General features: G+C 72.5%; 15 protein-coding genes. 5 read left to right on the top strand and 10 right to left on the bottom strand.

Annotated features, from left to right (window positions below; genetic code table 11):
* Positions 1-26 precede the first annotated feature (26 nt).
* Complete coding sequence (locus tag BAW75_RS21900) at positions 27-3302, bottom strand: AfsR/SARP family transcriptional regulator (protein ID WP_244206214.1); 3276 nt, start codon at positions 3300-3302, stop codon at positions 27-29.
* A gap of 165 nt (positions 3303-3467) precedes the next feature.
* On the opposite strand from BAW75_RS21900, the gene BAW75_RS21895 reads away from it, so the two are divergent.
* The 3 genes from BAW75_RS21895 (at position 3468) to BAW75_RS21885 (ending at position 6500) form a co-directional block, all read left to right on the top strand.
* Positions 3468-4691, top strand: a complete 1224-nt coding sequence (locus tag BAW75_RS21895; RefSeq protein WP_104114744.1) for an MFS transporter — start codon at positions 3468-3470, stop codon at positions 4689-4691.
* A 129-nt stretch (positions 4692-4820) separates the two neighbouring features.
* The gene (gene ygiD / locus BAW75_RS21890; protein WP_104114743.1) at positions 4821-5666 is read left to right on the top strand and encodes a 4,5-DOPA-extradiol-dioxygenase; all 846 of its coding nucleotides are present in this window, start codon (positions 4821-4823) and stop codon (positions 5664-5666) included.
* 27 nt (positions 5667-5693) lie between these two features.
* Positions 5694-6500 carry an ABC transporter permease gene (locus BAW75_RS21885; RefSeq protein ID WP_104114742.1) on the top strand — a complete coding sequence of 269 codons (807 nt, stop codon included), beginning with the start codon at positions 5694-5696 and terminating at the stop codon, positions 6498-6500.
* A gap of 58 nt (positions 6501-6558) precedes the next feature.
* On the opposite strand, the gene BAW75_RS21880 is transcribed toward BAW75_RS21885, so the two are convergent.
* Entirely contained in the window at positions 6559-7302 is a 744-nt protein-coding gene (locus BAW75_RS21880; RefSeq protein WP_104114741.1) for an alpha/beta fold hydrolase, read from the bottom strand.
* A 58-nt stretch (positions 7303-7360) separates the two neighbouring features.
* On the opposite strand from BAW75_RS21880, the gene BAW75_RS21875 reads away from it, so the two are divergent.
* Together BAW75_RS21875 and BAW75_RS21870 are read left to right on the top strand one after the other, a co-directional pair.
* Positions 7361-8317: a helix-turn-helix transcriptional regulator gene (locus tag BAW75_RS21875; RefSeq protein WP_104114740.1), complete on the top strand. Its 957-nt coding sequence runs from the start codon at positions 7361-7363 to the stop codon at positions 8315-8317.
* A 141-nt stretch (positions 8318-8458) separates the two neighbouring features.
* Positions 8459-9415: a LysR family transcriptional regulator gene (locus BAW75_RS21870; protein WP_064447319.1), complete on the top strand. Its 957-nt coding sequence runs from the start codon at positions 8459-8461 to the stop codon at positions 9413-9415.
* Here BAW75_RS21870 and BAW75_RS21865 read toward each other — a convergent pair.
* From BAW75_RS21865 to BAW75_RS21830, 8 genes are read right to left on the bottom strand one after another with little or no spacing between them, the layout of a single operon-like run.
* Positions 9340-10590: a vWA domain-containing protein gene (locus BAW75_RS21865; RefSeq protein WP_244206213.1), complete on the bottom strand. Its 1251-nt coding sequence runs from the start codon at positions 10588-10590 to the stop codon at positions 9340-9342. The genes BAW75_RS21870 and BAW75_RS21865 overlap by 76 nt on opposite strands.
* A gap of 7 nt (positions 10591-10597) precedes the next feature.
* Positions 10598-11368: an SRPBCC family protein gene (locus BAW75_RS21860; protein WP_244206212.1), complete on the bottom strand. Its 771-nt coding sequence runs from the start codon at positions 11366-11368 to the stop codon at positions 10598-10600.
* On the bottom strand, positions 11365-12234 hold the full coding sequence (locus BAW75_RS21855; RefSeq protein ID WP_104114739.1) for an AAA family ATPase: 870 nt from the start codon (positions 12232-12234) through the stop codon (positions 11365-11367). Before BAW75_RS21855 ends, BAW75_RS21860 begins: the two co-directional genes overlap by 4 nt.
* On the bottom strand, positions 12231-12803 hold the full coding sequence (locus BAW75_RS21850; RefSeq protein ID WP_244206211.1) for a nucleotidyltransferase family protein: 573 nt from the start codon (positions 12801-12803) through the stop codon (positions 12231-12233). Before BAW75_RS21850 ends, BAW75_RS21855 begins: the two co-directional genes overlap by 4 nt.
* Before the next feature lie 8 nt (positions 12804-12811).
* Complete coding sequence (locus BAW75_RS21845) at positions 12812-13678, bottom strand: XdhC family protein (protein ID WP_104114737.1); 867 nt, start codon at positions 13676-13678, stop codon at positions 12812-12814.
* Positions 13679-13689: 11 nt separating this feature from the next.
* Positions 13690-16080, bottom strand: a complete 2391-nt coding sequence (locus BAW75_RS21840; RefSeq protein ID WP_104114736.1) for an aerobic carbon-monoxide dehydrogenase large subunit — start codon at positions 16078-16080, stop codon at positions 13690-13692.
* Positions 16077-16625 carry a (2Fe-2S)-binding protein gene (locus tag BAW75_RS21835; protein WP_043325358.1) on the bottom strand — a complete coding sequence of 183 codons (549 nt, stop codon included), beginning with the start codon at positions 16623-16625 and terminating at the stop codon, positions 16077-16079. Before BAW75_RS21835 ends, BAW75_RS21840 begins: the two co-directional genes overlap by 4 nt.
* Before the next feature lie 2 nt (positions 16626-16627).
* The gene (locus BAW75_RS21830) at positions 16628-17500 is read right to left on the bottom strand and encodes an FAD binding domain-containing protein (RefSeq protein WP_069087908.1); all 873 of its coding nucleotides are present in this window, start codon (positions 17498-17500) and stop codon (positions 16628-16630) included.
* Between the last annotated feature and the right edge of the window lie 115 nt (positions 17501-17615).

The following is a 17615-nucleotide window of genomic DNA, read 5'->3' as shown; positions in this document are numbered from 1 at the left end:
TACTCGGTCAACCGTGCCGAGCAGGCTTACCGTTCGCTGACCACCCCCTTACCGACGCCGCTGAACGGCTGTTCGTCGAGGTCGAGCTGTGCGCCGCGGCTCATCTCGGCAGCGAGTTCGTCGCTGCCGAGCGCCTCCCGGAGGCGGGCGGTGATGCGCTGGACGTCGTGTTGCTCGCTGGGAGGCAGCGGCGCGCCGGCGGCCTCGCGCAGCGTCCGTGCCGCGGCGAGCAGCCGCGCGGCGGGCCGACTGTCACCGCCGAGGCTGATGGCCCCGGCCAGGCCCTCGAGAGCCAGGGCGACCGCCCGTTGATCACCGGTGGCGCGCGCCGCGTCGAGCGACTCACGGTGGTGGCGCTCGGCGAGGACAGCATCACCGCGGTGCTCCGCGATGAACCCCAACTCGGCCAGCGCGAGCGCGCAGCCCGGCAGGAAGCCGGCACGGCGGTTCCAGTCGAGCAGGTCCCGCTGCCGGGTCTCGGCGGCGTCGAGGTCGCCCCGCCGTCGCGCGATCATTGCCAGGCCCGTGCCGGCGAAGGCGACGGCGGAGGAGCTCGACTGTTCCTGGGCCACCTGTAGCGCGCGGTCGTGACTGACGACGGCCTCGTCGAGGTCGCCTCTCAAAATGGCGAGCCGGCCGATGCATGCCAGCTGCCGGGACACCGACGTCCACAGCCGCAGGTGTTCGGCGATGCGCAACGCCTCCCGGTAGCGCGTGGCGGCGCGATCGTAGTCGCCGTGGATCTCGGCCAGGGTTCCCAACAGGCTCGTCGGATGTACTTGGCCCCAGCGGTCGCCCAGTTGCTCGAACAGCGCCCGGCTGGTCTCGCAGTCACGCTGCGCCGCGGGCAGGTCGCTGCGGAGTACGAGCGCGAGGTCCGCTCGGATGGCGCAGGCGGCAGCGATGCCCCACCGGTCCCCGCCGGCGCGGAACGCCGCCAGCGCCGCGTCGACCAGGACGGCCGCCGCGCCCGGATCTCCGGAGCCGAGCATCATGGAGGCGAACAACCACTGCGCGAACGCCTTCTCCGGCCCCTCGTGGTCCTGGTAGCTCTCCAGGATCCGCTGCCGGGGAGCGGTCGGATCGCCGTCCCGGGTGGCGAGAGCGGTCAGCCACATCTCCGCATGCCGCCGCAGGCCGTCCGGTGCGACGTCGACCTCGCTCCTCGGGACGATGTCCAGCGCCGTTCGCAGTGACCGGCTCACCTCTCCGAACCGACCCCGGAGCAGGCGGTACCAGGACAACGAGGTGGCGAGCGCCAAGCCCACGCGGGCCTGACCGTCGGTGGCGGCGACGTCGAGTGCCGCCCGGAGGTTGGCGCTCTCGGCATCGAGCTCACGTAGCGCACGACTCTGATCGTGACCACGTAGCCGTCCGGCGGCCTGCTCGGCGAGACGGGCGAAACACGTGGCGTAACGGCGACGAGTCGCGGGCAGTTCGGCGGCGCTGTCGAGCTGTTCCAGACCGTAGGCAGCCACCGTCTCCGGCAGCCGAAAGCGTCGCGGACTCTCGCCGTGCCGCACCATGACCAGCGATCGGTCGATCAGGCGTGCCAGCACGTCGAGCACCTCGTCCGATGCCACCTGCCCGCCCCCGCACACCTGCTCGGCGGCGGCCAGGGTGGCGCCGTCGGCGAAGACCGCGAGCCGGCGCAGCACCGCGCGTTCGGGAGGTGACAGCAACTCCCAACTCCAGTCGATCACGGCGCGAAGCCCCTGCTGACGCGGGGGCGCGGTGCGCCGGCCGGATGACAGCAGCCGGAAGCGATCGTCGAGCCGTGCCGCCAGCTCGCCCGGGTCGAGAACGGCCAGACGGGACGCGGCCAGTTCCAGCGCCAGCGGTACGCCGTCGAGACGCCGGCAGATGACGGCAACCGCGTCCGTGTTCCGCTGATCGACGGTGAACCCTGGCTCGGTGGCGCGGGCGCGGGCCACGAAGAGCCGAACCGCCGGAGCCTCGGCGATCTGCCGCGCGCCGGCTCCGGGCTCCGGCAGGGCCAGCGGCGGCACCGGAAAGACGGCTTCGCCGGGGATCCCGAGCGGCTCGCGGCTCGTCGCCAGGATGCGCAGGTCGGCCACGGCGCCGAGAAGCTTCTCGGTCAGTCGAGCGACCGGCGCCACCACGTGCTCGCAGTTGTCGAGCAGCAACAGCATCCGCCGACCTCGCAGCGCGGCGACCAGCCGGTCCATCGGCTCGCGCGGTGGTCGATCACCGGGCAGGCCGGGCGGGCTGTCGTCCCGGATCTCGAGCGTCGCCGCCACCATGTCGACGATCTCGGTGCAGGTCGCGTGGTCGCCGCAGTACGGCTGGCCGGCCAGCTCGACGAGCCACACGCCAGCGGGGAACGTGTCAGCCAGCGCACGAGCGGCCTCGATCGCCAACCTGCTTTTTCCCACCCCACCCAGACCGGTCAGGGTCACCAGCCGCTCGTTCGTCAGCCGCTCCCGTACCGCCTCGACGGCCGCGTCGCGCCCGATCAGTCCGCCGTACGGACCGGGCGACAGAGGCGCCGGCAGGTTGGTTCGGGCCGGAGCCGACGCCGGTGCCGGCGGCTGGAGGGCGGGATCCTGGCGCAGGATCGCCCCGTGCAGCTCGACCAACTCTCTGCCGGGATCGACACCGAGTTCGTCGCGCGCCTGCCGACGGAACTGCTCGTAGGCGAACAGCGCCTCATGCTGCCGTCCCGAGCCGTACAGGGCGCGCAGGTGCGCGGCCCGTAGTCGCTCACGCCACGGGTGGCCTGCGACCAGGTCGGTCAGTTCCCCGGCGAGCAGGTGGTGCTGGCCAAGATCGAGCCGGGCCTCGGCCAGTTCCTCCAGCGCGGTCAGGCGCTGGTCGTTGAGCCGATCGACCGCCTGGCGGACGAATCGCTCGTCACTGAAGTCGGCGTACGGGGAACCGCGCCACAGCGACAGAGCCTCCGTCAACGTCGCCGCCCGCACAGCGGGCTCCCGCTGCGCGCCCGAACGTAGCAACAGAGCGGCGAAGCGACCGGCGTCGACCGATTCCGACGACGTCCGCAGCCGGTAGCCGGCCTCACCGGACTCGACCAGCGCACGGCCACCCGCCTCGCCCGCCTCCAGGGCACGCCGCAACTGCGACACCTTGGTCTGGAGCGCCCCGAGCGCGTTGCCCGGCGCCTCGTCACCCCAGAGATCTTCGATCAGCCGGTCGGCGGTCACCGGGCGCCCCTCATGAACCAGCAGGTCAGCCAGCAGACCACGCACTTTGAGGCCGGGCACGGCGACAGGTGTGCCGTCCGACGTCCACACCGCAACGTCGCCCAGCACTCCGAACCTCATCGCTTCACACTAGCCAGCCGGCTCTCCCGCCCCGCGAAGGTCCGCCGGCCGTCGATCTGCTCGGCGGGAAGCGACGCGGGGTCACCGACGCGTACGTCAGCCGGCCATCAGCCGACGGTAAGGAGCCCCGGGAAGGCTGAACCGAGCCGACACCGGAGGAACGACATGGATCAGCTACAGCGGCGCCCAGCCGCTCGCCGCGACAGGCAACTCGCACCGGGGCGGGTGGCCACACCCTGGCTCGCCCTGCTGGCCGGTCCGCTGTCGTTCGGGATTGCCGCACCGGCACTGCTGCTCGACGACCTGGCGCGCGCGACGGGTAGTGGGGAACAGGCCGCGGCCGCCGGTGTGACCGCCTTCGGCTGGGGGATCGCGTTGGGGACGCCGCTGTTGGCGGCGCTGCTCGCCCGTCGCGGCGTACGAGCGGCCCTGACCGTCGCGTCCGCGCTGGTGGCAGCGGGGACGCTCATCCTCGTGCTGATCCCGAGCGTGTCGGCGATGGTGGCCGGTGCGGCGGTGCAGGGACTGGGGTCTGCCGGCCTCACCGTGACCGCGATGAAACTGGCCGACTCGGCCCGGCAGATGGGCGTGGTCGCCGCGTCGCTGGCGGTCGTCGGGGCCACCGGTCCGCTGACCGGCGCACTGATCGCCGACCTCTCCTCGTGGCAGGCGGCGCTGGCGTTGCCGCTGCTGGCGGTGCTCGCCGTGCCCGCGACTCGCCGCGGCACCACCGCACCGGACGCGGCGCCGGCGCCGTTCGACTTCTTCGGGATGACCATCCTGGCCATGCTGGTCACCGCAGCCGTCCTCATTCCGCACCGGCCGCTGGTGGCCGGCCCGGCCACCGTCGTGCTGCTGCCTCTGCTGGTGGCCTGGACCAAGGTCCGCCCGGACGGCTTCCTGCCTGCTGCGGTGGCACGGAACGGCCGGTTCCTCGCGGCGTGCGCGCTGGCCTTCGCGCTGGGAGCGGGGAACTTCGCCCTGCTCTACGCCGCGCCGGACCTGCTGCGACAGCACGCGGGATGGGCAGGCACCCAGAGCGGGCTCGTGCTGCTGGCGCCGTACCTGATCGGCGGCATCTGCTCCGGGTTCCTGGTCGCGGCATCCGTGCGGGTGCCACGCCGCGTCGCGGTCGCCATGTTGCTCCTCACCGGCGCCGCCGCGCTGCTGCTGGCGACGGTCACCACCGCTGTACCGCTGCTGCTTGCGGCGATGACGCTCGGTTCCTTGGCCGCCGCGACCGGCCAAGGCGTACTCGCCCTGCACGCGGCCGGCGTCGTATCCGGCTCCCACCGGGCCGAAGCACTGGGTCTGTTCAACCTCGCCTACCTGCTCAGCGTCGCGATCGGACCAGCCATCGCCGTGGCGCTCTCCCATCCGACCGCCTGATCACCCCACGTTACGTCGCGGTCGGCACTATCGTGACATTCAGGTCCGGCAGGCCGCGCCGTACGAACCGGTCCTCCAGGGAGGGAAGTTCACGTGCCTTCAGACGTACATCCGGGCTCGGATGTCCTGATGCCCGCGGCGTTCCTGGGCCACGGCAACCCGATGAACGCCCTCGAGATCAACCGGTACACCTCCGCGTGGAGAGCCTTCGGCGCCGCGGTGCCGCGTCCCCGCGCGATCCTGGTGGTCAGCGCCCATTGGTACATCAACGCCACGGCCGTCACCGCGATGCCCCGGCCGAGGACCATCCACGACTTCTACGGGTTCCCGCAGGAGCTGTTCGAGGTGCAGTACCCGGCGCCGGGGCTGCCCGAGCTGGCTGAGGAGGTCAGCGACGTCGTCCATCCGACCTGGGTCGGGGCGGACGTCGACAGCTGGGGCATCGACCATGGCACCTGGTCGGTGCTGATGCACGCCTTTCCGGACGCGACGATTCCCGTCGTCCAGCTCAGCATCAACGCCGACAAGCCGATGGACTACCACCTTCAACTCGGCGCCCGGCTCGCTCCACTGCGTCGGCGCGGCGTGCTGATCGTGGCGAGCGGCAATGTCGTGCACAACCTGCGCGGCATGGACTGGACGCTGACCGACGACGGCTTCGACTGGGCGCGACGCTTCGACGAGGACGCCAAGGCCCGGATGTTGACCGATCCGGGCGAGTACGCGACCCTCGACGCCCACGGGGACTTCCGCCGTGCGGTACCGACACCGGATCACTTCATCCCGGCGTTGTATCTCGCCGGTCTGGCCGCCGCCATGGACACCCCCGACACCGAGGTCCTCGTCGACGGCTACGCCTACGGCTCATTGTCCATGACGGCCTACACCCTGGGCATGTCCTGTCCACCGGCTGCCGGCCGGGGCGGATCCCCGCAGCCACCGCCCGGGCTGCCACCGGACGGCTCCAACATCTGAGCAAGCGCCGGCTGGTCGAATGCTCCCATGGATCAAGGTGCAGTCGCGGTCGGTCCGGCGCTCGCCGCCGTACTCGTCGTTCTCGTGCTCGTCGCCGTGGCAACGGTGCGGGCCGGTCGGCTCGGCCACGCCCGTGGCATCGCTACGGCGGCGCTGCGCGCGGTGGTGCAGTTGTGCGCCGTGGCGCTGCTCATCACTGCCGTCCTACGGTCGTGGTGGGCCAGCGCCGGGTTCATCACGCTGATGATCCTGGTCGCGGCGGCGACCTCCGCGCGCCGGGTCAGCTCGCTTCGCCTCGGCTGGCCGGTGCTGGCGCCGATCGCGGCCGGCGCGCTCCCGGCCTGCGCCCTCGTCGTGGCCTCCGGCACGGTGCCGCTGACCGAGGTAGCGGTCGTTCCGATCGCCGGGATCCTCATCGGCGGGGCGATGACGGCCACCTCCCTGGCGGGCCGCCGCGCGTTGGACGAGCTTCGCGACCGCCATGGCGAGTACGAGGCGGCCCTGGCGTTGGGCCTCGTGCCGCGGGATGCGGCGCTGGAGATCTGCCGGCCCGGCGCGGGGCAGGCGCTGGTACCCGCGCTGGACCAGACACGCACCGTCGGCCTGGTCACGCTCCCCGGTGCCTTCGTCGGCGTGCTGCTCGGCGGCGGCACACCCGTCCAGGCCGGGGCGGCCCAGCTACTGGTCCTGGTCGCGCTCCTGGCCGTCGAGGCGATCGCTGTCGTGGTGACCGTCGAGCTGGTCGCCAACGGACTGCTTCGCCGACCGGGCCCTGCCGTCCAGGTACCGCTTCGACGTGTGGCCGCCTGGCCGGGAAAGAACCCGAAGACGTGATGGAGCAGCGACGCGGATCTGCGAAGCCATCTGGATGCTGTCGCCCGGGCACCGCGGGCTATGCCGTCGGCCTGGCTTCGTGCAGGATCCGGGCCAGCTCGGCCGGTCGGCTGAGCATCGGCCAGTGCCATGTCGGCAGTTCCTCGTACCGCCACGAATCGCCGGCCATGTGCCGGCACAGCGGCACGGTGGCGGCCATCTCGCGTGCCTGCTCGGCGGTGAAGCTCGACAGCACGCCGAGGCGGGGCAGCTTCTCCCACGCGCCGGTGAGCCGCACCGGGGTGGTGGCAGTCGCCCACGGCTGGGCCACCGACCGCTCATCGAGCAACGCGACGACCGATTCATCCACGTCTGCTGCGCTCGCCGCCAGCCCGGCCCACGGCGGGGGTGGCAGCCGCCAGCCGTCGCCGTGTTCGGCCACCATCGCCGCGTTGCGGTCACGCTCCGGGGGCGGGCTGAAGTCCTCGTTCGCCGCCCCGTCGGGCAGCGGGCCGGTGTCGACGAAGACCAGTTGGGCGATGCGGTCAGTCATGCGGTCGGCAACGGCGGTTGTCACGACCGCGCCGGCGTAGCTGTGCCCGACGAGCACCACGTCGTGCAGGTCCTCGTAGCGCAGCAGGTTGACCACGTCGGTGACGTGGACGTCGAGGTCGGTGTCCGGGCGGGCCAGGTGGGCGCGCTCGCCCAGGCCGGTCAGGCTCAGCGGGTACACCTCGTGGCCGTGCCCGCGCAGGGCGGCGGTGACCGGGCGCCAGGCCCATGCGCCGAGCCAGAACCCGGGAACCAGTACGAAGGTCGTCATGCCTGACACGCTACGATCAATACCGGACAGGTTCCGCCCGGATTGGAAGTGGGGATTCGTGACCCGGCCGACGGCGCGCGTACTGGCGTTGCTGGAGATCCTCCAGGCCGGCGGCGGCTTCACCGTCGCCGACCTGGCCGGTCGGCTGGGCGTCGACGAGCGCACGGTCCGCCGCTACGCCGCGCACCTCGCCGACCTGGGCATCCCGGTCGAGGCCCGGCGCGGCCGCTACGGCGGATACCGGCTCGCGCCCGGATACAAGCTGCCGCCACTCATGCTCACCGACGAGGAGGCGGTCGCCGTCATGCTCGGGCTCGTCGCCGCCCGCCGGGCCGGGCTGGTCACCGCCGAAGGCGCAGCCGCCGAGAGCGCGACCGCGAAGATCCGCCGGGTGCTGCCGGCGGTTCTCGCCCGGCGGATCGATTCGCTGCTGGAGACCGTGGACTTCACCGCGCGGGTCCGGAAGTCCGCCCCGCCCGGCATCGAGGTGCTGCTGGTGCCCGCGGAAGCGGCCCGGCATCAGCAACCGGTGGACATCACCTACACCACCTGGCGTGGCGAGGTCGGCGAGCGCCGGCTCGACCCGTACGGGCTGGTCTTCCACGCCGGCCGGTGGTACGTCACCGGCCACGACCACAACCGCCGGGCCGTACGGACGTTCCGGCTCGACCGCATCGGGACCGCCCGCCCCACCCCGGGCAGGTTCGACATCCCGGCCGGCTTCGATCCCACCACGCAGGTACTCACCGGGCTGGCAGCAGTGCCGTACGCGCACGACATCTCCGTGGTGCTGCACACCAGCCCGGAGCAGGCGCAGCGACGGATCCCGCCCTCGGTCGGCACGCTCACCGAGGTTCCCGGCGGAGTGCGCCTCACCGCCCGCGCGGAACGGCTCGACGGCGCGGCACAGATGCTCGCCGGGCTCGGCTGGTCGTTCACGATCGAGCGCCCGGACGAACTCAAGGACGAGATACGCGCCCTGGCCGCCCGGCTGCTCACCGACACCGACGCCTGATCGGGCACTCACCCCGCGTACCGGCCGGATCGCTCCGGGCGCGCTGTCCCTGGCGGCGAGGCAATCGGCGGGGAATGATCGGGGTACACCGCGGGCTGCCCGCAGCAGTCCACGGCGCAGCAGAAGGGCGGGTCGACGCCGATGACTCCGACGCAGCTACGGGCCTACGTCGCTGTTGTCCGGCTGGGATCCGTCAAGCAGGCCGCCGCGCAACTGGAGGTCTCCGAGTCGGCGGTCTCGCTGCTCATCGGCCAGCTCCGGCGGGAGTTCGGAGACCAGTTGTTCACCCGGACGGCGGCGGGGCTGGCCTTCACCCCCGGCGGGCTGCGGCTCGCCAGCCGCGCGGCCGAGATGCTGGGCCTGCAGGACCGTACGGTCCTGGAGGTCAGTTCGGCGGCACACGGCCGCCGGATGCTGCGGGTCGCCGCCTCCAGCGAGTTCGCCGAGTTCGCCGCGCCGAGACTGATCGAGCTGTTCGCCAGACGCGCCGCCGACCTCGACATCGAGCTGAGCGTCTGCGACCCCGGCTCCTTCGAGTCGCTGCTGCTGACCCGGGCCGCGGACGTCGCGATGGGGCCGCTGCCGCCGGTGGCTGATCCGGCGATCTCCGGCCGGCCGATGATGAACTACCGGCTGGTGACTGTCCTCGGCCCGGATCATCCGCTGGCCGGTGTGCCGGCGTCGCCGGGGCAGCTGCGTGACCAGACCTGGCTGCTCGGCCCTTCGGCCACCGACACCGTGGGCGCTGTCCCGGCGATGCTGCGCCGGCTCGGCGTACCCGAGGAGCGGCAGCAGATCTTCCAGAGCCACGCGGCGGCGCTGGGTGAGGCGCAGCGTGGCCGGGGGATCGCGCCCGCGCTGTCGTTCACCGTCGCGCCGGATCTCCGCAGCGGCCAACTCGTGGCGTTGTCCGGGCCGCACGCCAAGGCCGAGGCGGTGTGGCATTCGCTGGTGCTCGTCACCCCCGGCACACCGTCCGTGGCAGCGGAACTGTGCCGCTTCGCGTCGACGCCCCGGGCGATTCAGGCGATGATGCGCGGCGTGGGCGTCGCGGTGAACCGCTTCCGGCCCTCGGTGCACGTGACGCTCTGGAGCTGACCGGCGGCGTCCAGCAGGTCCCGGAACGTCGCGGCCGGCAGCAGCCGGTCACAGTAGGGCAGGGCCGCGGCCATGCCCGCCACCAGGGGAGCGAAGCCGGGGGCGCCGGCCCGTGGGTTCAGCCAGACGATCCGGTGGGCGCGGCGGCTCAGCCGTGCCATCACGGCGGCGAGTTCGTCCGGGGGGTCGCTGTCCCAGCCGTCCGAGCCGATCAGCACCACCGCCCCGCGAACCGCGTCGCCGTGCGGGGACGCGAGCAGTGCCCGCAGGTTCGTCGCGATGCGCGTACCCCCGAACCGGTCGGTCACGGCGGCGCCGGCGTGCGCGATCGCCGCGGACGCCGACGTGTGCCGCAGCGCGACGGTGAGCCGGGTGAGCGTCGTGGCGAAGGCGAACACCTCCGCGTCGGTGCTCACCGCGAAGGCCCGCAGCAGGTGCAGGTACGCGTGGGCCTGGGCCCGCATCGACTCGCTGAGGTCGCACAGCAGCACCACCCGGCGTGGTCGGCGTACCTGTCGCTCGCGGACGACCTCGACGGGCTCCCACGCGGTGCGACGGGCGCGGGCGATCGTCGGGCGCAGCGCGACCCACCGCCCGGCCGGACCGACGGCGTGCCGCCTGGTGCGCCGGGACGGCCAGCGGGCGACGGCCTCGCGCAAGGCGTCGCCGAGCAGCGCGAGCTGGGCGGCGTCGAGGTCCTCGAACGGCCGGTCGGCGAGCCCGGCGAGGGCGCTGGGTCGTCGCTCGGGCAGTCGCACCCCGGCGTCGGAGGGCTCCGCCTCGGCGACGGGCGTCGGCAACGTCGCCCACGGCAGCCCACCACCGTCGTCGGTGTCGTCGGTGTCGGCGGGCACCGGCAGGTGCACGTCGTCACGAGCGCCCGGCGGGGCCGCGGACCGGGTGAGCGGCAGCGGCGGCGCGTCGGCGAAGACAGCGGCGAAGACGCGGTCGAAGGCGGCGAGGTCGGCGTGCCGCCGCACGAAGCTGATCCGGGCGGCCCAGTAGAGCGCGGTCGTCTCCCCGGGGGTCCACACGCGGAGCGCCCGGACGAAGTCACCGGCCTCGGTGAGCCCGGCGGGTACGCCGGCCCGCCGCAACCGGTCGGCGAACGCCGTCGCGAACGCCGCGCGGTCGACGCCGCGCAGCAGACCGCCGCTCACCGGCGGGCGACCCACCAGGCGATCATCCCACCGACGACGACGATCCCGACGAGCACCGGCACGAGGCGCTTGACGACGGCCCCACCGGCGATGTCGAGCAGGTCCAGCGTCTCCGGTTCGGCGTCGGCGTCGGCATCCGGTCGACCGGTGGGCGCCGAGACGGCCACGGGGGTGCCGGCCACGGTGGTCCCGGACGGGGTGGCGTCCGCGTCGGCCGCGAGGGTACGGGGCAGGGCCGTGGAGGCGTCGGGCCCGGTCGCGGCGGACTGGCGCGGTCGGGCGTGGCGGCGACGGCCGGCGCGGGCTCGGACGCGTCAGGCGCGGTGGCCGCGTGCGGGTCGCCGGTCTCCTCTGCCGCCAGCCTCGCTTCGAGGTTGGCGACGAACTGGGCGAGCAGCTTGCCGGACACCTCCTTGATCATGCCGCTGCCGAACTGGGCCAGCCGCCCCGAGATCTTCAGATCGGTGTCCACGCTGACGACTGTGCGCTGACCGACCGGCCGCAGGTGGGCGGTGACCAGGGCGGACGCGTTCGCCGCGGACCGCCGGTCGCGGCCCTTCGCCTCGATCACCCCCCGGTACCGCTCCTCGTCCTTCTCGACGAAACGTGCGGTGCCGGCGAACTCGGAGACGACAGGGCCGACCTTGACCTTCACCGTGCCCTGGTGGACGTCGCCGTCGACGCCGGTCAACTGGGCGCCCGGCAGGCACGGCGCGACGCCCTCCAGGTCGGTGAGGATCGCCCACGCCTGCGCGATCGGAATGTCGACGGTGAACTCGTTGGTGATCTTCATGCCGGCCTCTCCTGGTGTGCGCCGAGCGCGGCGGCGACGGCGGCGCGGTCGTCGGGGGTCTTGGCGATGGTGCCGATGGTCCGGACGACGTCGTCGGCGGAGAGGTCGGCGGCGCCGAGCACTGACAGCGCGGCGACCCAGTCGATGGCCTCGGCCATGCCGGGCGCCTTGTCCAGGCCGAGGGCACGTACGTCGCCGACGAAGGCGGTCGCCGTGCGGATCAGCCCTTCGGTGGCGCCCGGCACGGCCCGCCGGACGATCTCGGTGGCCCGGTCCATCTGCGGAAAGTCGATCCAGTGGTACAGGCAGCGGCGGCGCAGCGCGTCGTGCAGGTCGCGACTGCGGTTGGAGGTGAGCACCACGACCGGCGGCGTGGTCGCGGTGAACGTGCCCAGCTCGGGGATGGTGATCCCGGACTCGCCGAGGAACTCGAACAGCAGCGCCTCGAACTCGTCGTCGGCCCGGTCGATCTCGTCGATCAGCAGCACCGGCGGGACCGGCCCCGGGTGGCGTACCGCCCGCAGGATCGGCCGTTCCTGCAGGAACTCCGCGGCGAACAGGTCGGCGTCGGTGAGCGAGGCGTGCCGGGCCTCGGCCAGCCGGATGGCGAGCAACTGCCGCTGGTAGTTCCATTCGTACAGCGCCTCGCCGGGCGTCAGGCCCTCGTAGCACTGCAGCCGGATCAGTGTCGTGTCCAGCGCCCGCGCCAGCGCCTTCGCCGCCGCGGTCTTGCCGACGCCGGGCTCACCCTCGAGCAGCAGCGGCTTGCCCAGCTCCAGCGCGAGGAAGACGGCCATCGCCATGCCGTCGTCGGCCAGGTAGCCGACGGCGTCGAGCCGGCGCCGCACGGCCAGGGGGTCCTTCACCGCGCCTCGCCCGAGAGCAACCGCCGGTAGTCCGCGCGGGTGTCCACGTCGATCGGCACCGGCCCGTCCACAGGTATCTCCGTGACCGGGTGCCGGCCGGAGTGCAGCAGCTTCCACACCGCCTTGTCGCCGTGCAGGACACGCAGCTCCGGCAGGACGTCACGGGCGAACCAGAACGGGTGTCCCAGGCCGTCGGCGTACCGGCACACCGCGAGCGGGGTGGTCGCCGCCGCGACCCGGCGTACGTCGGCGGCCCGTACGCCTGGTTGGTCGCCGAGCAGGAGCACGAGCCCGTCGGCGCGCGGGTTCACCGCCTGCGTCGCGGCGCGGACCGACGATCCGCAACCAGTGCTGAACTCGGCGTTCTCGACGACCTGGACCCCGGTCAGATCCACCCGATCGCGGATCAGGTCGGCGGCGCCGCCGAGGGTCACCAGCAACTGGTCGAAGGCGCACGAGCGGGCCAGGTCGAGGGTGGCGTCGAGCAGCGTCCGCCCGCGGTACGGCAGCAGCTGCTTGGCCTCGCCGAGGCGTACCGAGGCCCCGGCGGCCAGAACCAGGCCGGTCACGAACACGGCTACGCCGCCACGTGCCGGTCGAGGCAGCCGGGGCAGCAGAACCAGTGGTCGGTGCCGTCGATCCGCACGTGCGGGGTTTCCGGTCCGATCAGGACTGTCATCCCGCACACCGGGTCGACTGCTTGCTGGGGGAGCGCCGCGGGTGGTGCGGGGGAGGAGGCGAGGCCGTCCACCCGCAGCGCCCGCACCACCTCGGCCATGATCGACAGCGCGATCTCCTGTGGTGAGCGCGCCCCGATCTCCAGCCCGGCCGGGGTCCGGACCCGGGCGCGCTCCGCGTCGGACAGCGCCAGTTCGTCGAGCACCGCCGCCCCGCGCTTTCGGCTGGCGACCAGCGCGATGTGGCCCACGCCGGCGTCCAGGGCGGCGCGGATGGCGTCCTGCTCGCCCTTGCCGAGGCCGGCCACCACGACCGCTGTCGCGCCGGCGTAGTCGCCGGACGTGGCCACCTCGAAGTCGAGGAAGGCCGCCAGGGTGGCCACCGCCGCGCTGATCGGCGTGTCGCCCACCAGACCCAGCACGGGTACCGGTAGCACCGGGCGCAGGAAGATCTCCAGCGCCCCGCCCGAGTGGCACGGGTTGACCACGACCCGTGCCCCCGGCGTCTCGGGAAAGGCGGGCGTGCCGTCCGGCAGGACCCGCAGCAGCAGCGCCTTGCCGTCGCGGAGGGTGTCCAGGGCGGCCGCCCGCACCGAGTTCTCGGCGCACACCCCGCCGACGAAACCCTCGATGGTGCCGTCCGGCAGGATCACCGCGTCGTCGCCGGGCCGGGCCGACGTCGGGTCCTGCGCCCGGACCACCGTGGCGTGCACGAACGGCGCGCGCGAGACGGTCAGATCCTGCGTACGGCGGGCGATCGTCGTCATGGCCACCTCCCCTAGATCGGCGGGCGGGCGTTGCCGCGCATCGCGTCCCAGACGCGCGACGGCGTCAACGGCATGTCGGCATGCCGTACGCCGAAGGGTTCGAGCGCGTCGACGACCGCGTTGACGATCGCGGGCGGGGAGCCGACGGTGGCGGACTCGCCGACGCCCTTCGCACCGATCGGGTGGTGCGGCGACGGGGTGACGGTGAAGCCGGTCTCCCAGTCGGGCACCTCCAGCGCGGTGGGCAGCAGGTAGTCCATCAGCGACGCGCCGAGGCAGTTGCCGTCCTCGTCGAACGCGATCATCTCCATCAGGGCCATGCCGACCCCGTCGGCCAGCCCGCCGTGCACCTGCCCCTCGATGATCATGGGATTGATCCGGGTGCCGCAGTCGTCGACGGCGATGAAGCGCCGCACCTTGACCTGCGCGGTGCCGGGGTCGATGTCCACCACGCAGATGTACGCCCCGTGCGGATACGTCAGGTTCGACGGGTTGTAGCAGATCTGCGCCTCCAACCCGCCCTCGACGCCCTCGGGCAGGTCACCGGCGCCGTGGGCCCGCATCGCGATGTCCTGGATCGTCACGCTCTTACCCGGATCGCCCTTGACCCGGAAGGAACCCTTGTCCCACTCCAGGTCGGCGACCGAGACCTCCAGCATGCCGGAGGCGATGATCCGGGCCTTGTCGCGGACCTTGCGGGCCACCAGGGCCGCCGCGGCGCCGGAGACCGGGGTGGACCGGCTGCCGTACGTGCCGAGGCCGAACGGCGTGTTGTCGGTGTCGCCGTGCAGCACGTCGATGTCGTCCGGCGGAATGCCGATCTCCTCCGCGACGATCTGCGCGAACGTCGTCTCGTGCCCCTGACCCTGGGACTGCACGCTGAGCCGGACCACCGCCTTGCCGGTCGGGTGCACGCGCAACTCGCAACCGTCGGCCATGCCCAGGCCGAGGATGTCCATGTTCTTGCGCGGCCCGGCGCCGACGGCCTCGGTGAAGAACGCGATGCCGATGCCCATCAGCTCGCCCCGGGCCCGCTTCTCCTGCTGCTCGCGCCGCAGGTCGGCGTAGCCGGCCATCTCCATCGCCAGCCGCATCGTCGGCTCGTAGTCGCCGGAGTCGTACACCCAGCCGGTCTTCGTGGTGTACGGGAACTGCTCCGGCCGGATGAAGTTCTTCAGCCGCAGCTCGGCCGGGTCCATGCCCAGCTCGTCGGCGAGGCAGTCGACGATCCGCTCGACGAGGTAGACGGCCTCGGTGATGCGGAACGAACAGGCGTACGCCACGCCGCCGGGCGCCTTGTTCGTGAAGACCGCCGTCATCTTGCAGTACGCGGCCTCGATGTCGTAGCTGCCGGTGAAGACGCCGAAGAAACCGGCCGGGTACTTCACCGGCGCGGCGGTGCCGTTGAAGGCGCCGTGGTCGGCGAGGACGTTGGTGCGGATGGCCAGGATCCGGCCGTCACGGGTCGCCGCGATCTCACCACGCATGATGTAGTCGCGGGCGAAGCCGGTGCTGATCAGGTTCTCGAAGCGGTCCTCCATCCACTTCACCGGCTTCCCGGTGACGATCGAGGCGACGATCGCGCAGACGTACCCCGGATAGATCGGCACCTTGTTGCCGAAGCCACCGCCGATGTCCGGCGAGATCACCTGGATCTTGTGCTCGGGGATGCCCGCCACCAGGGCGTAGAGGGTGCGGTGCGCGTGCGGCGCCTGCGTGGTGGACCAGAGACGCAGCTTGCCCTCGACGGCGTCGAAGTCGGCGACCGCGCCGCACGTCTCCATCGGCGCCGGGTGCACCCGCGGATAGACCAGGTCCTGGCTGACCACGACGTCCGCCCGGGCGAACACCGCCGCGGTGGCCGCCTCGTCGCCGGTCTCCCAGTCGAAGCAGTGGTTGTCGGTCTTGCCCTCCAGGTCGTCGCGGATCACCGGGGCGTCCGGCTCCAGCGCGCGGCGGGCGTCGACGACCGGGTCGAGGACGTCGTACTCGACGTCGATCAGCTCCAGCGCGTCCCGCGCCGCGTACGGGTCCTCGGCGACGACGAACGCCACCTCCTGACCCTGGAAGCGCACCTTGTCGGTGGCGAGCACGGCCTGTACGTCGTTGGAGAGCGTCGGCATCCAGGCCAGACCCTGCTCGGCCAGCATCGCCCCGGTCACTACCGCCTTGACGCCGGGGGATGCCTCGGCGGCGCTCGTGTCGATGCTCAGGATCCGCGCGTGGGCCACCGGCGAGCGGAGGATGGCCAGGTGCAGCAGCCCGGGCAGCCGGACGTCGTCGACGAACCGGCCCCGGCCGCGCACGAAGCGCGGATCCTCCTTCCGCAGCATCCGGCCGTAGCCCACCGGCTTCTGGTCGTTGTCGTGGAAGGTGTCCACGCGCTCGTGCACAGTCGTCATACGACGCTCCCGGCGGGCCGGCCGGCGTTGTCGATCTCGCCGGCTTCGGGTGATTCGGTGGTCTCGGTGACCGCGGCGGCCGCGTTCGCCTCGTGCACGGCGGCCCAGCGCACCGAGCGCACGATGGTGGCGTAGCCGGTGCAGCGGCAGATCTGGCCGGAGATCGCTTCGCGGATCTCCGCCTCGGTCGGGTCCGGGTTGCGGTTGAGCAGCGCCCGAGCGGTCATCATCATGCCGGGCGTGCAGAAGCCGCACTGCAGGCCGTGGCACTGCATGAAGCCCTGCTGGACCGGGTCGAGCTCCGCGCCCTTGGCCAGGCCCTCGACGGTACGCACCTGGTGGCCGCCGGCCATCGCGGCCAGCACGGTGCACGACTTCACCGGTTCGCCGTCGAGCCAGACGACGCAGGTGCCGCAGTTGCTGGTGTCGCAGCCCGAGTGCGTGCCGGTCAGGCCCAGCACGTCGCGCAGGAAGTGCACAAGCAGCAGCCGGCCCTCGATCTCCCGGGTGACCTCGACGTCGTTGACGGTCATGGTGACCTGCATGCTCAGCTCCTCGCCCGTTCCACGGCCCGGCGCAGGGTCCGTCTGGTCAGCTCGTCGGCCAGGTGCCGCTTGTAGTCCGCGCTGCCCCGCTGATCGGTGGCCGGATCGCAGCTGCGCGCGGCGATCGCGCCGGCCTGCTCGAAGAGGCTCTCGCTGGGTGTCTGCCCACGCAGCGCCGCCGAGACCTCCGGGATACCTGTGGTGTTCGGGCCTACGGCGGCCAGCCCGACCCGGGCGTCGGAGATCACGTCGCCGTCGAGCCAGACCGCGGCGCCGGCCGAGACCACCGCCCAGTCGCCGGCCCGGCGTTCCACCTTCTCGTAGGCGCTGCCGCAGCCGGGCCGCACCGGCAGCCGGACCTCGACCAGGATCTCCCCGTCTCCGACGGCCGTCTCGTACGGCCCGACGTGGAACTCCTCCATGGACACCACCCGTTCGGCGCCGCCCGGCCCGCGGATCACGCAGCTCGCGCCCAGGGCGGTGCAGACCGCGGACAGGTCCTCCGACGGGTCCGCCTGGCACAGGGAGCCGCCCAGTGTGCCCCGGTTGCGCACGATCGGATCGGCGATCACCCGTTCGGCGTCGGCGAAGATCGGGAAGGCCGCCGTCAGGGTGGCGGACTCCAGCAGCTCCCGATGCCGGGTCAGCGCACCGATGCGTAGCTCGTCCGGGCCCGCCTCGATGTAGCCGAGCTCGTCATGGAGATCGTTGATGTCGATGAGATAGTCGAAACTGGCCAGCCGCAGCTTCATCATCGGCAGCAGGCTGTGCCCGCCGGCGATCAGCCGTGACGTGCTGCCCAGCCGTTCCATCAGGCTGATGGCGTGGTCCACACTGGTTGCTCGTTCGTACTCGAACGGGGCCGGCACCTGCATATCGCACCTCCGGAAGTCGTCAATGTGGTGCCGGTGCCCGCGGAAGTCAACGCCGACCTAAGCAAGTCCTTAGGTCGGCGTTGACGGTGCCGCGGCTGCTCACGGATCGTGCGGC

The organism is Micromonospora chalcea, from assembly GCF_002926165.1.
GTDB lineage: Bacteria > Actinomycetota > Actinomycetes > Mycobacteriales > Micromonosporaceae > Micromonospora > Micromonospora chalcea.
Note: the sequence above shows the minus strand (reverse complement) of the source record. Positions and strands in the feature narration are given on the sequence as shown.